This window comes from Streptomyces sp. NPDC057445 (assembly GCF_042802855.1).
Classification (GTDB): domain Bacteria; phylum Actinomycetota; class Actinomycetes; order Streptomycetales; family Streptomycetaceae; genus Streptomyces.
In genome coordinates, this window is record NZ_JBHVDH010000009.1 from 121,670 (window position 1) to 142,465 (window position 20,796).

Consider the following 20,796-nt stretch of genomic DNA (forward strand, 5'->3'; position numbering starts at 1 on the left):
CGTTCGTGGCGGCCACGACGCCTCGTGCGGTTCAAGGCAGCAGGGGTGCGCCGAAGAAACCCCCGTTCCGGCGGCAATCCGGTACGGGAATCCCGGCGCACCCCGGCGGGCCGATGCTCCGGTCCGCCCGTCAACCGATCTCGATGAGCAGGTCGCCCGCCTCGACCTGCTGGATCCCGCCGATCGCGAGCCGCTGGACGGTTCCGGCGCGCTGGGCCGTGATGGACGCCTCCATCTTCATGGCCTCGATGGTCGCCACCGTCTCGCCCGCGGACACCGAATCGCCCTCCCCCACCAGTAGCGTGACCACTCCGGCGAACGGCGCCGCGACATGGCGGTCGTTGCCCCGCTCGGCCTTCTCCGCCGCTTTGACCTCCGTCGCGATGGACTTGTCCCGCACCGACACCGGCCTCAGTTGCCCGTTGAGCGTGGCCATCACGGTGCGAATGCCCCGTTCGTCGGCCTCGGAGATGGCCTCGAGCTCGATCAGCAGCGTGACGCCGGGCTCCAGGGTGACCGTGTACTCGGTGTCCGGTTCCAGGCCGTAGAAGAAGTCCTGCGTGCGCAGTACGGAGGTGTCGCCGTACGCCTCGCGGTGGGCCTCGAACTCCTTGGTCGGGCCGGGGAACAGCAGCCGGTTCAGCGTCGCCCGGCGCGCGTCCTGAAGACCGCCGCGGTCCTCCGCCGACAACGTGGGAGCCTTCACCTGCGACGGGCGGCCGTGCAGCGCGCGCGTGCGGAACGGCTCCGGCCAGCCACCGGGCGGGTCGCCCAACTCACCGCGCAGGAACCCGATCACCGAGTCCGGCACGTCGAACTTGCCGGGGTCGGACTCGAAGTCCGCGGCCTCGACTCCGGCTCCGACCAGATGGAGCGCGAGGTCGCCCACCACCTTCGACGACGGAGTCACCTTCACCAGTCGGCCCAGCATCCGGTCCGCCGCCGCGTAACAGTCCTCGATCAGCTCGAAGCGGTCACCGAGGCCGAGCGCGATGGCTTGCTGGCGCAGGTTCGACAGCTGCCCGCCGGGGATCTCATGGTGGTAGACCCGCCCGGTCGGCGAGGCGAGACCGGACTCGAACGGCCCGTAGACCTTCCGCGTGGCCTCCCAGTACGGCTCCAGGTCCCCGACGGCCTGCAGCGACAGTCCCGTCGCCCGCTCCGTATGGTCCGTCGCCGCCACCAGTGCCGACAGCGACGGCTGGCTGGTGGTGCCCGCCATCGAGGCGACCGCGGCGTCGACTGCGTCAACTCCCGCGTCGATCGCGGCGATCAGCGTCGCCAACTGACCGCCCGCCGTGTCATGGGTGTGCAGATGCACCGGAAGATCGAACCGCTCGCGCAGCGCCGTCACCAGCGTGCGCGCGGCGGGCGGGCGCAGCAGGCCGGCCATGTCCTTGATGGCGAGTACGTGTGCGCCGGCTTCGACGATCTGCTCGGCCAGCCGCAGGTAGTAGTCCAGCGTGTAGAGCGTCTCCGCGGGGTCCGACAGGTCCCCGGTGTAGCAGAGCGCGACCTCGGCCAGGGCCGTCCCCGTGGCCCGCACCGCGTCGATCGCGGGGCGCATCTGCGAGACGTCGTTGAGCGCGTCGAAGATCCGGAAGATGTCCATCCCGGTCGCCGCGGCCTCTGCGACGAACGCTTCCGTCACTTCCGTCGGATAGGGCGTGTAGCCAACGGTGTTGCGCCCGCGCAGCAGCATCTGGGTGCAGATGTTGGGTACCGCCTCCCGGATGGCCGCGAGTCGCTCCCAGGGGTCCTCTGCCAGGAAGCGCAGCGCCACGTCGTACGTTGCGCCGCCCCAGCACTCCAGGCTGAGCAGCTGCGGCGCCGTATGTGCGACGTGGGGAGCCACGGCCAGCAGATCACCGGTCCGCACACGTGTTGCGAGCAGGGACTGGTGAGCGTCACGGAAAGTCGTGTCCGTCACGGCGACAGCCGACTGACGACGGAGCTCCGCGGCGAAGGCCTCCGGCCCCAGGGCCGCGAGCCGCTGCCGCGAGCCGTCCGGCGGCGGCGAGCTCAGCGCAGTGCGAGGAAGCTTGTCGATGGGGTCGATGACATCCGGGCGCGGCCCGTGAGGCCGGTTGACGGTCGTCTCCGCGAGGTAGCTCAGCATCCGGCTGCCGCGGTCGGCCGACGGACGGGTACGGATCAGTTCCGGATGGTCGTCGATGAAGCTGGTCGTGATCCTGCCGGACCGGAAGTCGGGGTGATCCAGCACAGCGCCGAGGAAGGGCAGGTTGGTGGCCACTCCACGGATACGGAACTCGGCGATCGCACGGCGGGCACGACGGGCGGCGTTGGCGAAGTCGTGCCCGTGGCAGGTGAGCTTGACCAGCATCGAGTCGAAGTGGGCCGACACCTCGGCGCCGGTGTGCACCGTGCCGCCGTCGAGCCGGACACCGGGACCGCCCGGTGAGCGGTACGCGGAGATGGTGCCGGTATCGGGCCGGAAGCCGTTGGCGGGGTCCTCGGTGGTGATGCGGCACTGCAGCGCGGTGCCGGTCAGCTCGATGTCGTCCTGGGTCAGATGGAGTTCGGGAAGAGTCATACCGGCGGCGATGCGCAGTTGCCCGATCACCAGGTCCCGACCGGTGACCTGCTCGGTCACCGTGTGCTCCACCTGGATGCGCGGGTTCATCTCGATGAAGACGTGGTTGCCACGCTCGTCGACGAGGAACTCGACGGTCCCCGCGTTCACGTACCCGATATGGCGGGCGAACGCGACGGCGTCCTCACAGATCCGCTCGCGCAGACCGGGATCCAGGTCCGGCGCGGGCGCGATCTCGACAACCTTCTGGTGGCGCCGCTGCAACGAGCAGTCCCGCTCGTACAGGTGCACGACATTGCCTTCGGCGTCCGCCAGGATCTGCACTTCGATGTGGCGCGGATTCACCACGGCCTGCTCGAGGAAGACCGTCGCGTCACCGAAGGCGGACTGCGCCTCGCGCATCGCGGCGTCGATCGCCTCCCGCAGTTCGCCGGGCTCTGCCACCCTGCGCATGCCTCGTCCGCCGCCACCGGCGACTGCCTTGACGAACAGCGGGAAACCGATGCTGTCGGCGGCGCCGAGCAGCGCCTCGACGTCGGTGGAGGGCTCCGACGACTCGAGTACCGGAACTCCCGCCTCCCGGGCGGCCGCGACCGCGCGGGCCTTGTTGCCTGTCAGGTGCAGCACGGCCGACGGTGGTCCGACGAAGGTGATCCCGGCCTCCGCGCAGGCTGCTGCCAGGTCGGGGTTCTCCGACAGGAACCCGTAGCCGGGGTAGATCGCATCGGCGCCGGCCTTTCGCGCCGCCTTGATCACCTCGTCGACCGAGAGGTACGCGCGTACCGGATGGCCGGGCTCACCGATCTGGTACGCCTCGTCCGCCTTCGCCCGGTGCAGTGAGTTGCGGTCCTCGTAAGGGAACACCGCCACCGTGGAGATGCCGAGTTCGAACGCCGCGCGGAACGCGCGGATGGCGATCTCACCTCGGTTGGCGACCAGTACCTTGCGGAACATCAAACTCCCCTTGTCGTGTCACCGGGTCACGCCATGGCATCCGCCGCCCTTGTGGACGGTGTCGATGTACTCGTCTCCACACTTCGGAGGCCGGAGTGGGGGTCACCGTACCCGACGGCGTCCGACCAGATCGCGTTGGTGGCGCGTGGCGTTGAACACGCTGCCGTGCTTCGCCGATGCCACCCGTCGGGGCAGGGAGCGCAAGCATGGAGTTCCGAGGCAGGGGCAGACGGGTTGTCATGGGAACTCTGAGCCGATGGGAACGTGCGATCGAGCGGTTCGAGCGCTCGCTGTTCGCCAAGGCGCAGAGCAGCGAGCCGGTGGAACTGCTCGATGCTCTGCGGCGCGAATGCGACGATCACGCCGTCGTGTGCAGCCTCAACCGCGTCGTGGTTCCCAACGTGTACACCGTCGAACTGGCCAGGGACGTCTTCGAGGAACTGACTCAGCACGGCGAGAGTGTGGGACAGGAACTCACCGACACACTGGCGCGTCACGGGGAAAGCAAGGGATACGAGTGGGCCGGCCCGCTCACCGTGCGGATCACCGGCGCCACCGAGGTGCCCAACGGTCGCTACCGGTTGACCAGCCGGCCCATGAGCCGCATCGAAGCCGGTGCGCTCGCAGGAAACAGTTCCTGAGATCCGCGTCGGCATCCTGCCCGAAGGAGCGGGTGAGGGTCGGGCCGCGTGAATCAGCAGGTGATGCGGCCCAGATGGACCCACTGGCGTGAGCGGTGGGCACGACGCCGATGCTGCCTCGCCCGCCTTGCCCCACGCAGCCGTTGGAGGCGGTGCGGTTCGCGCCTCGGCGAAGGCGGCTTCGGTGCGGCGGTCGGCGCTCCGTTGCGGTACTGAGCGGTCCCTTCTCACCGGGCGCGCAGGCCGGCTCGATCCAGCAGTCCTCGGCCCGCTGTTCCTTCCGGGTCCGCGACCTGCCCGGCACGTGCTGCCCGGCCCGGGGTGCTGCCCAGCCGGACGGTGAGCCCGTCCAAGGCCGGCCTCGATGTGGTCGACATGTCCGGCATGAGCCGCGATCAGGGGAAGTGACGCAGGCCCCGAGTGGCCCGCTTGCGTGGTGAGCGGGATCCGCACCGGTTCGCCCGGCGTGCGTGTGCTTGCGGACCTCTTCCGCTACGCCGCCGGCTCCGCGCGCATCACGTTCGTCCGCTGCGGCCCTCGTGTCACCGGTCGCCTTGTGGAGCGCGGTCGTCATCGGGCTCCTCAACGGCCGGCAGTGACCCGCCCCGCGGATGTCTGCCGGAGTCGGTGAAGGGGTGCGTACAGGCGATGAGCAGGGCGACGTCGTCCGGGTCGTCGGGGCGACGGAGTTCGTGGAGGAGCCGGTCACAGGTCTCCTCCAGGGAGCGGTCAGGCCGATCTAGCAGGTGGAGCAGGGTCTCCAGGCGTTCGTCGATGGGGTGGTCGCGTGTTTCGACCAGTCCGTCGGTGTACAGGACCAGTTGGTCGCCGGGGCCGAGGTCGAGGGTGGTCGTCTCGAATGGGACGCCTCCGACTCCGAGCGGGGTGCCGGTGGGCAGGTCGAGCAGTTCGGGGCTCTTGCCGTTGCGGACGAGGACGGGGGGCAGGTGGCCGGCGTTGGCGATGTGGCACTGGGTGCGACGGGGGTCGTAGACGGCGTACACGCAGGTGGCGATGTAGTGCTCCAGCCCCGAGGTGATCTTGTCGAGGTGCCGGAGGACCTCGGCAGGGTCGAGATCGAGGTCGGCGAAGGCGCTGGTCGCCGCGCGCAGGCGGCCCATGGTGGCGGCGGCGTCGATGCCGCTGCCCATCACGTCACCCACGACGAGCGCGGTCTTGTCGCCGTCGAGCGGGAGGACGTCGTACCAGTCGCCGCCGACCTCGTACGTGGCCTGTGCCGGCCGGTATCGGTAGGCGACGTCCAGGCCGGGCAGGCGGGGCGGATCGTCCGGGAGCAGACTGCGCTGCAGGGTCTCTGCGGCGGTCCGCATCCGCTGGTGTGCGCGGGCGTTGTCGATGCACACAGCGGCGCGGGAGGCCAGCTCACCGGCAACGGCGACGTCGTCCTCGTCGAAGGGCAGCGGGTTGCGGGCGGCCCTCGCGAGCCCCAGGAAACCAAGGATCTGGCCGCGCGCGGTGAGTGGCGTCAGCAGGTAGGAATGCACCCCGGCACGGGCCAGCATGGCGGCAGCCTCGTCGTCGCGGGCGATGCGCACCAGATCGGCCTCTTCGGCGTGGGAGATCAGGACCGGCCGGCCGGTGCGTACGCACTCGGTGGCCGGTCGGTCGGCGTCGTAGGCGGCCACGTGGCCGGGGGGATCGGCGGCGAGGACGGCTTCGGTGGGGTAGGCGGCCTTCAGCGCGAGGGCGCGAAAGCGCGCGGGGCCGTCCGTGGGGACCGGGCGTTGCTCACCATGGTCGTCCAGGACGGATTCGAGCACATCCACCGTGACCACGTCGGCGAGAGCGGGAACGGTGACGTCGGCCAGCTCCCGGGCTGTCTGCTCCACCTCCAGGGTGGTGCCGATACGGGCGGAGGCGTCGGCGATCAGGGACAGGCGCCGCCGGGCCTGGGAGGCCTCCATGGCGGCTTGGTGCCGGTCGGTGACGTCCACGACCAGCTCGGCCAGCCCGAGAACACGCCCCTGGGGGTCCTCCAGCTGGTACAGCGAGATCGACCAGGCGTGCTCGTGCTCCGGGTCGGCGGGGCTACGGGCGACGATGGTGGTGTGGTCGACCATCGGGATCCCGGTCTTGAGAACCTGCCGCATCGCGGCCTCCGGCACGGCGAACTTCTGGGACCTCATGACCTCTCGGTAGTGCCGGCCGAAGTGGTCTTTCGCCGCCATGCCGTGCATCCGCTCCAGGGCCGGGTTGACGGCCACGTAACGGAGCTCGGTGTCGAAGATCGCCACCCCCATGGGGGACTGGGAGATCAGCCGGGTGGACAGCGCGACATCCCGCTCCACTTCGCGGATCGTCGGTGAGTCGGTGGCGAGCCCGAGCGCGTAGTGCTCACCGGCACTGTCCAGCAGCCGCATGCTCCGCAGCTCCAGCAACCGCGTGGTGCCGTTCTTGTGCCGGACGGGCAGCGTCCCGGCCCAGCTCTCGCCGGTCTCCAGGACCTCGGCGAACTTCTTGATCACCCGCTCCCAGTGCTTTTCGTGCACGAGGAGCGGCGCCGCATACCGGCCCAGCGCCTCTTCGGCGGTATAGCCGCACAGCGCCTCGGCCTGCGGGCTCCACAGGTCGATCCTCCCCTCCGCGTCAAGCAGCATCGCGGCGACACCGAGGAGGTCCATGAGCCCGCTCGGCTGCGCCGAGATGTCCTCCGGCCGCTCGGCATCAGGCCAGCGCTCAGCGGCTGCGTTCACCCGGGGACACTACCTTTCGCCCGGCGGACCACGTGGACAGTCACCCACCGTGATCCGTGGCCTACCACCTGTCCGTGTGCTGCCTCCCTTTCCGGTGCGTGCTTGCTCCATGCTGCCCCCGGAACGGCCTGCCGCACACCCTGACCGAACCGGCCCCCTTCGGACGAAGCCGTGACAGCCGCGTCTCGGACGGCCGGGCCTGGCGGTCCCGCTCCGCCTGCGATTCCCGGCCGGTGGAGCCCCGGAGAACCGTGACGACGATCGATCGGTCCAGGCGGGCGGGCGTGCGGCCGGTCGGCGGGCAGGTGGAGCGCGAGCCCGGCGAGGGCGGGGCAACCGGCATTCAGGGTCCCCCGCCCGGGTGACCCGCGGAAGATCATGGCGCGATCACGACCGGGTACCGCTGCGGAGACCGCCGCCTGCGCGACGTGACGGCGGGCGGAGATCGCCGGACACCTCGGCCTTTCCACTTGGTGAGACGATGGTTCCCTGGCAAGTCCGGGGATCCGTAACCAGCCGCAATCTCAGCGTCCGTAATCCTCCGAACCCGCAGAACGGGCATCCGGCCACGCACGGGGTAGGTCATCCAGCCCGGAGCGGAACACACCCGCAGGCTTGAGCCCCCTATCACGGAGACGATCATGAGCGACGACAGTATGGCGGACGACGTCTATCAGCCGACCGGCGGCAACGAGGAACAGGCGGACGCAGCGCCGCTGGACCTCGAGGACGCGGTGGACGAGCGCGATTACGACGACATCCTGGACGAGGGGTACTCCCCACCGGAAAGGCCGCTGGGAGTCGACAAGGTCGGTACCACCGCGGCCGAGCAGCACGACGGCGAGACCCTCGACCAGCGGCTGGCCCAGGAGGAGCCCGACGTCGGTGCGAGTGAGGGGGACGGCATCGGCGACCTGCCTTCCGGTGAGGGCGAGCCGCTCGACCGGGAGGCCGGCGTGGAGCGGGCGGGGCGACTGGTGGCGCCGGACGAGGGAGCCCACCCGGACACCGACAAGGAGCTCTGGGCATCCGATGTCGGCATCGATGCCGGTGCCGCCGGGGCCGAGGAAGCGGCCGTCCATGTCATATCCGAAGAGGAGCTCGACGCCGAACCGTCGGAACGGGGCCTGGACTGACGGAGAACCTGAGCCGGGGTCCACTTGCTGGTGGGCTCACTCGTGGCGGCGACGACGAAACGCTGCGCCGTTGGGGCCTCCGGGTGGAGATGGGACGAGGCCACGGCAGTGGGGTCGGCCGCCGATGTGGATGCCGGGGCGGCGGTAGGTGTCGGGTTCCTGTCTGCGGATGATCTCGCGGGTGACCGGAGCGGTGTCGCCGCGGCCGGGCAGGCGGAGGCGCAACGAGGTCTGATGTCGCCGCCATAGGGGCAGGAAGTTGCTCGACAGCAGGCAGGGACCCGGGCACCTGTGGTGAGGACACCGAGGGTGCAACGACCGCTGTGACGGTGCGTCATCACACCCTCGGTGTCCCTGTTCTGTCAGCGTCTGCGCCTCGGGCCGGCCCAGCCGCTTCCGATCCCCGCCACGTGGAGGGCGAGGAGAGTGAGGCCAAGGAGCATGACGTTCCCGGAAGAGAAGGCATGGTTCGTGGTGATCTCGGCTGCGTTGATCAGGAAGGCGACGAAGAACAGGACCGCTGCGGCTATGCCAAGCATGGAGCAGCTCCTTTCGGAAGGGTGAGACCCGTGTGCCCCCGAATTCTGAGGCCAGACCCGGATCGTCGAAGGTGACGCGCCGCTACCCGCTGTCTCCCTGTGGGCCCTCGGCTTCTCCCCCGCTGACGCTGAACGGCCACGCCTGCCCGAGGATGCGCCCCGGCCAGACTCTGCCGACGCGGACGTCGTCCTCGCCTGCGCGACGACGCGGAGCCGCTACGGTCCTCAGGGTGAAGACACGCCCCGGTCGTCCGTATCCCCTCGGTGCCACGTACGACGGCACCGGCACCAACTTCGCGCTGTTCTCGGAGGTGGCGGAAAAGGTCGAGCTCGCGCTGATCGACGACGAGGGCGCGGAGGAACGCGTCGCGCTGAGCGAGATCGACGGCTTCGTGTGGCACGCCTACGTCCCCGGTGTGGAGCCCGGGCAGCGTTACGGCTACCGGGTCCACGGACCGTTCCGGCCGGCCGAAGGGCACCGCTGCAACCCCGCCAAGCTGCTCATCGACCCGTACGCCAAGGCCGTCGACGGTCAGGTCGACGACCACCCGTCCCTGTTCGGGCACCGGCTCGACATGCCGGACGAGGCGGACCCCGCGGACAACGCCGGCCACACGATGCTGTCCGTGGTGACCAACACGTTCTTCGACTGGGGCAACGACCGTCCGCCCGGTCGGCCCTACCATGAGTCGGTCATCTACGAGGCACACGTCAAGGGCCTGACGATGACTCACCCGGGCCTGCCGGAAGGGCTGCGGGGCACCTACGCCGGGCTCGGGCATCCCGCGGTCGTCGAGCACCTGACGTCGCTGGGCGTGACCGCGATCGAGCTGATGCCGGTCCATCAGTTCATCCAGGACGGGCACCTGCGCCAACGCGGCCTGGCGAACTACTGGGGATACAACACCATCGGCTTCTTCGCGCCCCACAACGCCTACGCCTCCAGCGGCACCCGCGGCCAGCAGGTCACCGAGTTCAAGAGCATGGTCAAGGCGCTGCACGAGGCGGGCATCGAGGTCATTCTCGACGTCGTCTACAACCACACCGCCGAGGGCAACGAACAGGGCCCGGCGCTGTCCTTCAAGGCCATCGACAACGCCGCGTACTACCGGCTGGTCGACGGCGACCCCGCGCACTACTACGACACCACGGGAACGGGCAACAGCCTGCTGATGCGGCATCCCAACGTGCTGCAGCTCATCATGGACTCGCTGCGCTACTGGGTCACCGAGATGCACGTGGACGGTTTCCGGTTCGACCTGGCGGCCACCTTGGCGCGGCAGTTCCACGAGGTCGACCGGCTGTCCGCCTTCTTCGACCTTGTCCAGCAGGACCCGGTGGTCAGCCAGGTGAAGCTGATCGCCGAGCCGTGGGACCTCGGGGACGGCGGATACCAGGTGGGCAACTTCCCACCGCTGTGGTCCGAATGGAACGGCCGCTACCGTGACATCGTGCGGGATTTCTGGCGAGGCGAGCCGTCCGCGCTGGCCGAGTTCGGCTCCCGGCTGGCCGGTTCCTCCGATCTGTACCAGGACGAACGGCGACGCCCTCGGGCCAGCGTCAACTTCGTGACCGCGCACGACGGCTTCACACTGCGCGACCTGGTCTCGTACAACGTGAAGCACAACGAGGCCAACGGCGAGGACGGCAACGACGGTGAGAGCCACAACCGGTCGTGGAACTGCGGCGTCGAAGGCCCCACCGACGACGAGGCGGTACGGGAGCTGAGGGCGCGCCAACAGCGCAACCTGCTGACGACCCTGCTGCTCTCCCAGGGCGTGCCGATGCTTGCGCACGGCGACGAGACAGGCCGCACCCAGCACGGCAACAACAACGTCTACTGTCAGGACAACGCGCTGTCCTGGGTCGACTGGGACCTCGACGACGAACAGCGGCACCTACTGGGCTTCACCCGGCGTCTGGTCGAGCTCCGGCTGCAGCATCCCGTGCTGCGCAGGCGGCGCTTCTTCCGTGGTGACACCGAGGGGCACAGCATGGCCGACCTGGTGTGGTTGAGCCCCGACGCAATGCCGATGCGGGACGAGGACTGGCAGCGGCCGGACGCCCACGCCCTGGGGATGTTCCTCAACGGGGAGGCCATCACGGAACCGGACTCGCTCGGTGACCGGATCGTCGACGACACGTTCCTCGTCCTGTTCAACAGCCACCACGAGCCCGTCGATTTCCTCCTGCCGGACACGAGCTTCGGCGAGTGCTGGCAGGTGGAGGTGGACACGGCCGCGCCCACCGGGGACCTTGACGAGACGCAGTTCAAGGCCGGCACCCGCGTACCGGTCGCGGCCCGCAGCACCCTCGTGCTGGCGCGGATGAGAACGGCCGGTCCCTGACGCAGCCATGACGTGAGGACTGCGGAAGCACCGCCGTCCGGCCCGTCCCGACACCACGGACACCAGGGTCATGAGGTGAGGCTGTTCAGCGCGGCTTCGGCCAGGTTCGGCCACTGTGCGCGTGGTTGTGGGGGACGGAGACCCAGTCCTTGAAGGGGCGGTGATTGCCCGACGGGTCGAAGAGTTCAGCCCCGGGGAGTGCGAGGGCCTCGGCGTGGGTGGGGGTGGCCTCGCCGAGTTTGAAGGCGAGGTAGTCGCCCTTGAGGCAGGCGAAGGCCTTGCCGTGGGCTTTGAGGGCGCGCTAGCCGAACATCGCTCCGGCCCTCGCGCCTCGATTGAGCGCGTCCCCGCCGTTCAGACCTTCTCCTGTGGCGCCCTGATGTCCGCGTCGCCGGAACGACGAACGGAAGGGGCCGGATCGGCAGCGGGCGCCGTTCGCCTCCGGTGAGCCCGGCCGCATCGGCCCTGAGTGACGCTCGAGGGCCGACCGGCGCCCCGGATCGCGGACGGCGAAGGGTGATGCCGGGCCGCCGTTTCGCTCGCCACCTGACTCGGCGCGCGTGATCGGGCCGGAGCTGCTGTGCTGGTAGAGGGATGTCCATCGTGCCCAGCCGGAGAGATCCTATGAACACCTACCGAGCCGCGCAGGTGGAGACCGCCGGCGGACCGTTCGAAATCGTCGAGCGTGAGGTGCCGGCGCCGGGTCCCGGCCATGTACGGATTGCCGTGGACGCCTGCGGGATCTGCCACAGCGACGACTACTTCGTGCAGGCCGCGCTACCGGGCGTCCGGTTTCCGCTCGTACCCGGGCATGAGATCGCCGGTCGGATCGAAGAACTCGGCGAGGGAACACCCAGCACCTGGCAGGTCGGCGACCGGGTGGGGGTGGGCTGGTTCGGCGGCAGCTGCGGCCACTGCACACCCTGCAGACAGGGCGACTTCATCATGTGCGAGAACCTGAAGGTCCCCGGATGGGCCTACGACGGCGGCTTCGCCGACAAGGTGATCGCACCGGCCGACGCCCTGGCCCGGATCCCGGACGCGCTGACCGCGACCGACGCGGCACCCCTGGCCTGCGCGGGAGTGACCACGTACAACGGGCTGAGGCGCAGCTCCGCCCGGCCGGGCGACCTGGTCGCCGTCCTGGGCATCGGCGGCCTCGGCCACCTGGGGGTCCAGTACGCCGTCGCGATGGGCTTCGAGACCGTGGCGATCGCCCGCGGATCCGGCAAGGCCGACCTCGCCGAACAGCTGGGCGCGCACCACTACATCGACAGCACCGCGGACACCCCTGTCGCTGACGCGCTGCAGTCCCTCGGCGGCGCCAAGGCCGTCCTGGCCACCGCCGCCAACTCCGCCGCGGCCACCGCAACCGTGGAAGGGCTCCTGCCCCGCGGCGAAATGGTGATCATCGGCGCGGACGTGGAACCACTGGGGATCAGCCCCAACCAACTGCTCCTGAGCGGCAAGGTCATCCGCGGTCACCCGACCGGCACCGCACAGGACGTGCAGGACACCATGGCCTTCAGCGCCCTGCAGGGCATCCGCCCGATGGTCGAGACCGTGCCGCTGGGCCAGGCTGACGAGGCGTACCGGAAGATGATGTCCGGCGCCGCCCGCTTCCGGATGGTCCTCACCACCCACTGACGTAGCCCGTGCCGGTTGACCACCGCCCGACGGGGATCGTCAGCGTTGCTGGGCACTGCAGCACCGCCAAGGGCAGGCCGTCGACCGCCGTCCACCGCCGATGGTGGCAGCGAGTTGCCACGCCTGGATCCGAATCGGACGACCCAGGGCTCCCAGGACTCGTGGCGCGCCCGGCCTGCCGGTAGGCCGCGCCACGCCAGCCACCGGTCGGGAGCCTGCCGGACCTTCGATGCGGGGAGCAGACTGCACCCATGGACTGGTCACCGGATCGAGAAGCGCTGCGCGGTCGCGTGGCCGTTGTCGCGGGAGCCACCCGGGGAGCAGGGCGCGGGATCGCCGCCGCCCTGGGTGAAGCTGGTGCGACGGTCGTCTGTACGGGCCGCAGCAGCACTGCGCGGAGGATCCGGTCCGATTACAGCCGGCCCGAGACGATCGAGGAAACGGCCGACCTCGTCACACGGCTCGGCGGTACGGGCATCGCCCTCGCCGTCGACCATCTCGACCCGGACCAGGTCCGGGAACTGGCCGAGCGGGTCCGCAGCGACCATGGCCATATCGACGTTCTCGTCAACGACATCTGGGGTGGCGAACTGCTCAAAGGCGGGCCCCAGCAGTGGAACACTCCTCTGTGGGAGCACAACCTCGATGACGGTCTGCGCATTCTCCGGCTCGCCGTCGACAGTCATCTCATCACCTCTCATCACCTGCTCCCTCTGCTCATCGGACGCGCGGGCGGCTTGCTCGTCGAGGTCACTGACGGCACCGCCGACCACAACGCATCGCGGTATCGGATCTCGGTGTTCTACGACCTTGCGAAAGCCGCTGTGAACCGGCTCGCGTTCTCGCAGGGCCACGAGCTGAGCCCGTACGGAGCCACCGCGGTCGCCATCACACCAGGCTGGCTCCGCTCGGAGATGATGCTCGACAACTTCGCCGTGTCGGAGGAGAACTGGCGCGACGCCCTCCTCCCGGACAGGGGTGAGTCCCGCCCCTGCGCACCGCCGGACTTCGCGTTGTCCGAGTCGCCGCGCTATGTCGGGCGCGCCGTCGTCGCACTGGCCGCGGATTCCGACCGGGCCCGGTGGAACGGCACGTCAGCGAGCTCCGGCCGGCTCGCCCGGGAGTACGGATTCACCGACCTCGACGGGTCCCGCCCCGACATCTGGCGCTTCAAAGAAGAGATCCGTGAACGTGGACTCGATGCGGATCCGGACGACTTTCGGTGACGAGGCCGTGCTCCCGGCAGCCATGCTCCCGGCCGCGGTGAGGGGCGCTGAGTCCGGTCCGCGCACGTCCCTGCTCGTACGGGCACACGGCCACAGAAGCGGTCCGGGAGGGTGGTGTCGACGAGGGACGGTCCAGCCGCGCCGTGAACCCGCCGATGTGGATCACAAGGAACCCGCTCTCTGACGTGACTCGCCGAACGGAGAAGGTCATGGATCCGGCCACCGAGGTGCTCTCCGTGCCCCGCGGCGCCTACCGGATGCATGCCGAAGTCGTGCCGGGGGACGGGCCGCTCGCCGTGCTGATGCACGGCTTTCCCGACAGCACACGTCTCTACGACCGCGTGCTGCCGCACCTCGCGGGCCGCATGGCCGTGGTGCGGTTCGACTTTCTGGGCTGGGGGCAGTCGGACAAGCCGCACGGCTACCCGTACACGGCCTCCAACCAGACGGGTGACCTGGCCGCCGTCATCGATGCGGCGTCAGCCGCCTTGGGCGAGCGCCGTCTTGTCCTGGTGGCACACGACGCCTCGGGCCCGCCCGCGATCGACTGGGCGCTCGCCAACCCCGACCGCGTGGCCCGCCTCGTACTCCTGAACACCTACTACCACTGGACGCCCGCGCTGCGCCGCCCGCCCGCCATCGCGCTCTACTCCACGCCACTGCTGCGCACGGCGGCCCGCGCCGTCGTCCGCCGCCGACCCGATCTGGACCGTCGGCTCTATGCCTGGCAGGTGGGTGGATTCATCCGCGACACCGAGGTGCGGGAGCAGTACGTGGCGTCGCTCTACGAGCAGTTCCCAGCCGCGCGACCGGCGTTCTGGCGACTCAACGACGACCTCATCGGCGCCGTGCTCAGCCGCCGTCGGCGCATCCCGGACATCCGCGCGTTCAAGCCGCCCGTACGGGTCGTCTTCGGCGCCCAGGACCGCTACCTCAACCCGCGCGTGGCCCGGCAGTTCGCCGACCTGTTCCCCCACAGCGAGCTGCAGCTCCTGCCCCAGGCGGGCCACTATGTGCAGGTGGACGAGCCCGAGCTGGTGGCCGACGCCATCGCCGCCGAGCACCTTTGACACCTGTGCCCGCCGAGTCGCATTGGCCGGCGTGCCTCACCCGCAGGACGGCTCTCACCCGTACCTGAGACGGCCCGGCGTACTCCACGGCCGGACGGATCGCCCGTGTGCAGCAACGCACCGGAGCGTTCATGCACACGGCACGTTCCTCGATGACACGCATGGCCGCGCCGCCGAACTCTCCCCCAGGCGCCGGGCGGCGCTCACCGGCAAGGGCGGCGGGAGAGGCCACGTTCCCGGGAACAGGGGCGGCGGCGCACGACGGGGCGGCGTGAGGGCAGGGCGGAGGGCCGGGGAGAGACGGGCCTTCGTGTCGTCCCCAATTGGCCGTCAGGTGGATGTCTGCGGTGGGCGTTGCGCCGTTGGGCGGAAACCGCGCCGGGATGCGGCGCGCCTCACGACGGAAAAGACTGTGACCACACTTTCCGTTCTGTTTGCCGCTCACTTGTGCGATTGAGGTCCCCGGTGAATCCGATTGGTGCTCCCTGTTCGTCCCAGGGGAAGGGGCAAGCTCGTGTCCCGCCCGACTCGCGAGGACACGACGAGGTGCTCGCGGGCCGGGGGCGGATACAGCGGGCGCTGGCATGCTCTGCTGCGGGCATGCTGCTCACGGGCTGCTTCGCTGCCGGTCAGCAGAACGGATCCGGTGACCGGGGTGGACACTCCCCGGCGCAGAACCGGCCGACGGCGACATCGGAGAGCAGGAAGCCGGCCAAAGCGCCGCCGGGCAGCAGCGGCACGCGGGTGCCGGACCCGACGGACGTGAACAGTGCGCTCGCCCGTTCTCTCGACCCGATCCGACCGGGGAGCGGCACTCGCGTGTCGGTCGCTGTTCTGGCGCCCAGGGACGGTCGGCGGGCGGTGTACGGCTCTCGAGTGCATATCACCGCAAGCCTCGCGAAGGTGGATATTCTTGCGGCACTGCTGTTGCGTGCCCAGCGGGAGGGACGAGAGCTCTCCCGGTGGGAGACATCGACCGCCGCTTCGATGATCCAGAGGAGCGACAATGCCTCCGCCGATGCTCTGTGGCGGCGTATCGGCGGCGGCCAAGGACTCGCTGACGCCAACAGGGCCCTGGGGTTGACCTCCACGCGACCGGGTCCGGGCCCCCACTGGGGCCTCACCCGGACGACCGCGGCAGACCAACTGGCCCTGCTGTCCGCGGTCTTCGACGACCACTCACCGCTGGACGGAGCCTCACGCGACCTGATCCAGACCCTCATGGGCCGGATCGACGCCGACCAGAACTGGGGGGTGTCCGCAGCAGGCAGCCGTTGGCAACTCAAGAACGGCTGGCTGCTGCGCACCCACTCCCAACGCTGGGCAATCAACAGCATGGGGCGTGTCAAAGCCCACGGGAGCACGTTCTACGTCGTGATCCTCTCCGACGGCAGCCGGAGCATGTCCCACGGCATCTCCGCCGTGGAGCGGGCAGCGCAGTCGGCCGTGCGCGTCCTCGGCAGCACTCCCCCACCCGTGTCCCCGATCATCCGCTGACCCCCCGGCCACCGGATTCGCAGTCCTGAGCGGCCCACATCGCAGGCGGTGCCGGAGCGCTTCAGAGGCGGGCAGCCGGTCGTTCACCGATCAGCACGGAGAGATCCACGCTCCGCGCCATTCGTGCGTACCCCGCGTCGTTCAGGTGGAGGTGGTCGCCGGAGTCGTACGCCGGGTCGAGCCGGTCCGGGGCGTACGGGTCGCGCAGTGCACGGTCGAAGTCGAGGACGGCGTCGAAGACGGTGCCCGCCCGGATGGCCGCGTTGACCTCCTCCCGTACGGCCTCCAGGGCCGGGGAGTGCCGGCGGTGCCCCTCGAAGGGCATGAGCGTGGCTCCGACGACCCGCAGTCCGTGGGCCCGTGCCTGCTGCGCGAGGCTCTGCAGCCCGGCTGTGACCGCCGCCGGGTCCGCCGGGCGGGGCGGGCGGATGATGTCGTTGATCCCCAGCGCGATCACGACGACCCGTGCTCCGGAGCGGTCGAGCACGTCGCGCTCGAAGCGGGAGAGCGCGCTCGGGCCGGTGCCGTCGGTGAGGACGCGGTTCCCGCTGATGCCCTGGTTGACGACTCCGTACCCCCAGCGGCCCGCGCGCAGCCGTTCGGCCAGGTTGTCCGTCCAGCGGCGGTCCGCGTCCGGTGTGGAACCGGCACCGTCGGTGAGCGAGTCGCCGATGGCGACCACCGTGCCGAGGGCGGCGGGATTGCGGACGTCGACCGCGGTCAGATAGTGCCAGGCCGACGTGCGCCCCGTGTAGGCGGTCCCGTCGGTGTCCCGCGTCCTGTCCCCCGCGGCGAGGTAGGAGGTCTGGCGCGCACGCGCGTGCAGGGTGACCGTGCCGGGCGCGGGGACATGGACCGTGACCAGCAGATGCCCGTCCTCGGGAACGGGGAGGAGTGCGGGGTCGCCGACGACGTGACCGCCCGGCGGTACCGTCACGGACGCGCGCCCGGCGAACAGCACCTGACGCAGGGTGCCCGGCAGGGCGGCGGCGCCGTCCGCGGCGACGGCGACGGCGACGGAGGCGTGCCCGATACGCAGCGGCTCGGTCCCGAACAGATTGGAGAGGGTGATCCTGGCCTGGCTGCCGCCGAGCGTGGTGTGGACGACGTTGCGCGCGGAGTACCCGCCGGAGGGGGCTGCCCCGGCCTTCCCGGGCGCTGCGGACCACGTCCCGGCCCAGCCGCCCGTGCCCACTGCCTGCGCCGTCGCACCGCCGTGGCGCCCGCCGGTTCCAAAACCGGCCCCGGACGGCTGCCTGGGGTCGTTGCCGGCGAGGGTGAATGAGGTGATGATCGCGCCGCATATCAGAAGCGTCAGGGCGACGAGCGCGGCGAACAGGCCATATCCGGCCCGCTGGGTTTTCATGAGCACATCATCCGATACGGCCGTGGGAACTCGGCATGCGGCCCCCGTGGTACCTCAGGGCGCAAAGGGTGTAAGGCCGTTGCCCCGGGCCGGTTCCGGGTCTCCCGACGAAGGGCAGACTCAGCGGGAACCCCCCTCGCCGGTCGCGACGGCGATCGCGGCGCCGGACCGCCGGTCCATGCGCAGCATGCCGACGAGCACGATGACCGTCACGGCGCTGAGCATCCACCACAGCCCGGCCGGCGCATGGGTGAGAAAGAGAGCCACGAGCAGGGGCACCACGGCCAGCGACAGGCCGACGAGGACCTGGTTGAAAGCCTGGTAGACACCGCGCTCGTGATCCGGGGCCAGAGTCACGAGAAGCACCGAGAGGACCTGGGTGGCCACGATCTCGCCCAGTGTGTAGATCATCACCGCCATGACGAGCAAGGGCAGCAGCGCTGCGAACGGAAGCTGTCCCGCCAGGCCGAGGACGATGAGCAGAGCGGCGTGCAGGACACTGCCCACGGCGATGACGCGCAGCGGCGCACGGCTTCGCAAGCGGCTGCTCACCGGAAGCTGGAACACCACCATCAGGATCGTGTTCATGGCGAAGAGCAGACCCACGGTCCACGCCGGAGTGTCCAACTCATCGATCAGATAGACAGGAAGGCCCACCTCGGTGGCGACGATGACGGTGATGAGAAGGAAGTTGACCGTGGCGATCCGGACGAAGAGCGGGTCGCGCCAGGGGCGGCTGCCGGAGAACGACCGTCCTGCGGCCGACGCCCGGATCGTCGGGAGCGGCAGGTAGAGCAGCGCTGTCAGGGCGAAACTCGCCGCGTTGAGCAGGCCGACCGTGACGAAGCCCGCGTGGCTGGACGTCTGGACGAGAGCCAGCCCGGCCAGCAGACCACCGCAGCCCATGCCCGCGTTGAAAGCCACCTTTGTGAGCGCCAGCCAGCTCCCCAGTTGTCCTTCGGGGGCGATGCCGGATGCGAGCACCGGCATCGCCACCTGCTCCGCCCTCTGGGCGACCGCCGCCACGAAGGCGAGGGCGATGAACGATGCGACGTCGTGGATGAACAGATACGCGACGAACACGGCCGCCCTGACAAGCGCCGCGGCGACCAAGGACGCCCGTGTCCCGAAGCGGTCGACCCACCGGCCCAGGAGGAGTACGGCCGGCAGGGCCAGCAGGGTCGCCGCCGTGAGGCCGGCGCCGATGGTGGTGAGCCGGAGTTCGGTCACACCCAGGAAGAAGAGCAACTGATACGGGTAGAAGAAGCCCGTTCCTATCGCGTTCACCAGGGCGGCGGTCCCGAACCACCCTATTCCCGCGCCCCGGGGCAGCGAGGCGGTGAAGGAGGTTCCCCCGGATCGCGAGGGAGCTTTGGGGATGCTCCTGCCCTGGCGTTCCCCAGCGGTCATCGTGATCTCCTCGAGAATTGCCGTGTTCATTGACGGAACGTCAGGCATGTATCAGGGTGGTGTCCTGTCGCAGGACCGCCTGTGCGCGCTCACGCAGGGCGGGCGGAGGTCTGTGCCGATCCGTCGGCCAGGTCCGCCGCGATACGTGGAAGGCATCCGGCGCGGACACCCGACGAGGCGCCCGGTACCACTGGCCGAGCCGCAGTCGGACGTGGAAGCTCTCGCGCAGAGGGAATCGGACGACAGGCTCGTACCGGTCAGTGGTGACCTGCTCGCGGCGTCCGAACAGCGACTCCGGGGACCTCCCCTGCCGCGCCACGGCGATGCGCTCCTCGTCCAGGCGGCCCCGACCGCGCCCGTCGCGCGCGGTGGCCGGCTTCTCCCGGTGGATCGCCTCGTCCGCCGAGCGGACTCCCCTCGCCCCCCTGCACCTTCATGGTTGGCCCTTCGCCACATGACACGCGTTGAACTCCGACGAGTGGTGCGTAAGAAGTAGACGGAATGCGCGGAGGGTGTGTCAATGGACCTCGGCGTGCACCACGGATTGGCTGAAACTGCCTCTTCTGCCTTTTACCGAAGGCGAGTTGCACCGGCCGCTGTCACCGGCCGGGGCCTGCTCCTCGGCGCGGCCGCCGCGATCGGGAACGCGATCCGGGGTGCCTCCCCCGTCCGCCGCGAGCGGTTCGCCGCGGCAGATCCCGGAGCGCCGGTAGGTGAGGACGGCCTGCGGTACGCGCCGGGCCTGCTCCGTGCCGAGGATTCACCTCCCCTCAGCCGGACCGACGGCGGCAGGGGCGTCTCGTGGCACGTACGTAGCGACCCTCTCGGGGGCCCCGACACGGGTAGGTGGCCTCAGGCAAGCCCCGCAGGGAACCACCGGGCCACCTACCCCCTCATCCTCGGCCGGTCAGGAACCCGTCGAGCACCGTCGTCAGCTCCTCCGGCTTCTCCACCGGCAGTTCGTGGCCGGCGTCCACGATCCGGACCACCGCGTCCGGGTAGGCCTTCGCCATCCGCAACATCTGTGAGACGGGCAGCTGGATGTCGTGGTATCCGTGCACCAGCAGGGTGGGGATGCGGATCTCGCCGACCCGGTCGAGGACGTCGAAGGCCCGCATGGCGCCGTAGCACGTCATGACGACCTCGCGCGGGGTGGCCGAGGAGCCGCGGATGTACTCCCTGATCTCCTCGCGCGGGTAACCGGGGGCGAACGCCCGCTGGATGTTGGTGGCGACGAACAGCTTGAACGGCACCAGCGTGGATGCCGCCATCAGCAGGCCCCGGCCGCGGCTGTAGGTCATCCGGCTGATGGAGTTCACCAGCACCAGGCGTTCGACCCGCTCGGGGTGGGCCAGCGCGATGGTCTGCGAGATCATCCCGCCCATGGAGTGGCCGACGAGCACGAACCGGTCGATCTTCAGGTGGTCCAGGAGGGCGAGGACGTCCGCGGCCAGCTCCTCGATCCTCCGCGCCCCCGCCCCGTCGCTGTCGCCGTGCCCGCGCAGGTCGAGCCGAACCACCCGTCGCTTCTGGGCGAAATGCTCCATCTGGTGGTCCCAGCGGTGCCGGTTGGCCGTCCAGCCGTGGACGAACACCAGGGGCACACCGTCGCCGTCGCGGGGGCCCTCGTCGTCGTACGTCAGTGCTGCGCCGTCGACATCGAGCTGCGGCATGGGGCGCCTCCTGGAGTACGG

Annotated in this window: 13 protein-coding genes; 7 read left to right on the plus strand and 6 right to left on the minus strand. The window is 70.0% G+C overall.

All coding sequences use genetic code 11. From position 1 onward, the window contains the following. Nucleotides 1-130: 130 nt before the first annotated feature. The gene (locus tag ACFU5O_RS20860) at nucleotides 131-3,508 is read right to left on the minus strand and encodes a pyruvate carboxylase (RefSeq protein ID WP_384242493.1); all 3,378 of its coding nucleotides are present in this window, start codon (nucleotides 3,506-3,508) and stop codon (nucleotides 131-133) included. Nucleotides 3,509-3,747: 239 nt separating this feature from the next. Here ACFU5O_RS20860 and ACFU5O_RS20865 point away from each other — a divergent pair, with 239 nt between their 5' ends. Then, complete coding sequence (locus ACFU5O_RS20865; RefSeq protein ID WP_384242495.1) at nucleotides 3,748-4,149, plus strand: DUF3662 domain-containing protein; 402 nt, start codon at nucleotides 3,748-3,750, stop codon at nucleotides 4,147-4,149. 542 nt (nucleotides 4,150-4,691) lie between these two features. Here the strand turns inward: ACFU5O_RS20865 and ACFU5O_RS20870 are convergent. Further along, nucleotides 4,692-6,863 (minus strand): SpoIIE family protein phosphatase, encoded by a 2,172-nt coding sequence (locus ACFU5O_RS20870; RefSeq protein ID WP_384242497.1) that lies wholly within the window; start codon nucleotides 6,861-6,863, stop codon nucleotides 4,692-4,694. A gap of 641 nt (nucleotides 6,864-7,504) precedes the next feature. On the opposite strand from ACFU5O_RS20870, the gene ACFU5O_RS20875 reads away from it, so the two are divergent. Further along, nucleotides 7,505-7,999 carry a DUF5709 domain-containing protein gene (locus tag ACFU5O_RS20875; RefSeq protein ID WP_384242500.1) on the plus strand — a complete coding sequence of 165 codons (495 nt, stop codon included), beginning with the start codon at nucleotides 7,505-7,507 and terminating at the stop codon, nucleotides 7,997-7,999. A 362-nt stretch (nucleotides 8,000-8,361) separates the two neighbouring features. On the opposite strand, the gene ACFU5O_RS20880 is transcribed toward ACFU5O_RS20875, so the two are convergent. Then, the gene (locus ACFU5O_RS20880) at nucleotides 8,362-8,538 is read right to left on the minus strand and encodes a hypothetical protein (protein ID WP_384242501.1); all 177 of its coding nucleotides are present in this window, start codon (nucleotides 8,536-8,538) and stop codon (nucleotides 8,362-8,364) included. 230 nt (nucleotides 8,539-8,768) lie between these two features. On the opposite strand from ACFU5O_RS20880, the gene glgX reads away from it, so the two are divergent. The 5 genes from glgX to ACFU5O_RS20905 all read left to right on the plus strand — a co-directional run bounded on the left by glgX (nucleotide 8,769) and on the right by ACFU5O_RS20905 (nucleotide 16,326). Beyond that, the gene (gene glgX, locus ACFU5O_RS20885; RefSeq protein ID WP_384242502.1) at nucleotides 8,769-10,886 is read left to right on the plus strand and encodes a glycogen debranching protein GlgX; all 2,118 of its coding nucleotides are present in this window, start codon (nucleotides 8,769-8,771) and stop codon (nucleotides 10,884-10,886) included. 624 nt (nucleotides 10,887-11,510) lie between these two features. After that, on the plus strand, nucleotides 11,511-12,533 hold the full coding sequence (locus tag ACFU5O_RS20890) for an alcohol dehydrogenase (RefSeq protein ID WP_384242504.1): 1,023 nt from the start codon (nucleotides 11,511-11,513) through the stop codon (nucleotides 12,531-12,533). Nucleotides 12,534-12,784: 251 nt separating this feature from the next. Beyond that, nucleotides 12,785-13,759, plus strand: a complete 975-nt coding sequence (locus ACFU5O_RS20895; RefSeq protein WP_384242507.1) for an SDR family oxidoreductase — start codon at nucleotides 12,785-12,787, stop codon at nucleotides 13,757-13,759. 185 nt (nucleotides 13,760-13,944) lie between these two features. Beyond that, on the plus strand, nucleotides 13,945-14,829 hold the full coding sequence (locus tag ACFU5O_RS20900) for an alpha/beta fold hydrolase (protein WP_384242509.1): 885 nt from the start codon (nucleotides 13,945-13,947) through the stop codon (nucleotides 14,827-14,829). Nucleotides 14,830-15,732: 903 nt separating this feature from the next. Next, entirely contained in the window at nucleotides 15,733-16,326 is a 594-nt protein-coding gene (locus ACFU5O_RS20905; protein ID WP_384242510.1) for a serine hydrolase, read from the plus strand. 61 nt (nucleotides 16,327-16,387) lie between these two features. Here the strand turns inward: ACFU5O_RS20905 and ACFU5O_RS20910 are convergent, their stop codons facing one another. The 3 genes from ACFU5O_RS20910 to ACFU5O_RS20920 form a co-directional block, all read right to left on the minus strand. Continuing rightward, nucleotides 16,388-17,692 carry an SGNH/GDSL hydrolase family protein gene (locus ACFU5O_RS20910; RefSeq protein ID WP_384242512.1) on the minus strand — a complete coding sequence of 435 codons (1,305 nt, stop codon included), beginning with the start codon at nucleotides 17,690-17,692 and terminating at the stop codon, nucleotides 16,388-16,390. Between the two features lie 120 nt (nucleotides 17,693-17,812). Then, nucleotides 17,813-19,132 carry an MFS transporter gene (locus ACFU5O_RS20915; protein WP_384242514.1) on the minus strand — a complete coding sequence of 440 codons (1,320 nt, stop codon included), beginning with the start codon at nucleotides 19,130-19,132 and terminating at the stop codon, nucleotides 17,813-17,815. Between the two features lie 863 nt (nucleotides 19,133-19,995). After that, complete coding sequence (locus tag ACFU5O_RS20920) at nucleotides 19,996-20,775, minus strand: alpha/beta fold hydrolase (protein ID WP_384242516.1); 780 nt, start codon at nucleotides 20,773-20,775, stop codon at nucleotides 19,996-19,998. Between the last annotated feature and the right edge of the window lie 21 nt (nucleotides 20,776-20,796).

Excerpts from the sequence above, each read along its gene's own strand:
- ACFU5O_RS20915 (WP_384242514.1), bottom strand. The coding sequence starts at position 19,132 with ATGAACACGGCAATTCTCGAGGAGATCACGATGACCGCTGGGGAACGC.
- ACFU5O_RS20890 (WP_384242504.1), top strand. The coding sequence starts at position 11,511 with ATGAACACCTACCGAGCCGCGCAGGTGGAGACCGCCGGCGGACCGTTC.
- ACFU5O_RS20860 (WP_384242493.1), bottom strand. The coding sequence starts at position 3,508 with ATGTTCCGCAAGGTACTGGTCGCCAACCGAGGTGAGATCGCCATCCGC.
- ACFU5O_RS20875 (WP_384242500.1), top strand. The coding sequence starts at position 7,505 with ATGAGCGACGACAGTATGGCGGACGACGTCTATCAGCCGACCGGCGGC.
- ACFU5O_RS20880 (WP_384242501.1), bottom strand. The coding sequence starts at position 8,538 with ATGCTTGGCATAGCCGCAGCGGTCCTGTTCTTCGTCGCCTTCCTGATC.
- ACFU5O_RS20895 (WP_384242507.1), top strand. The coding sequence starts at position 12,785 with ATGGACTGGTCACCGGATCGAGAAGCGCTGCGCGGTCGCGTGGCCGTT.
- ACFU5O_RS20910 (WP_384242512.1), bottom strand. The coding sequence starts at position 17,692 with ATGAAAACCCAGCGGGCCGGATATGGCCTGTTCGCCGCGCTCGTCGCC.
- ACFU5O_RS20865 (WP_384242495.1), top strand. The coding sequence starts at position 3,748 with ATGGGAACTCTGAGCCGATGGGAACGTGCGATCGAGCGGTTCGAGCGC.
- ACFU5O_RS20920 (WP_384242516.1), bottom strand. The coding sequence starts at position 20,775 with ATGCCGCAGCTCGATGTCGACGGCGCAGCACTGACGTACGACGACGAG.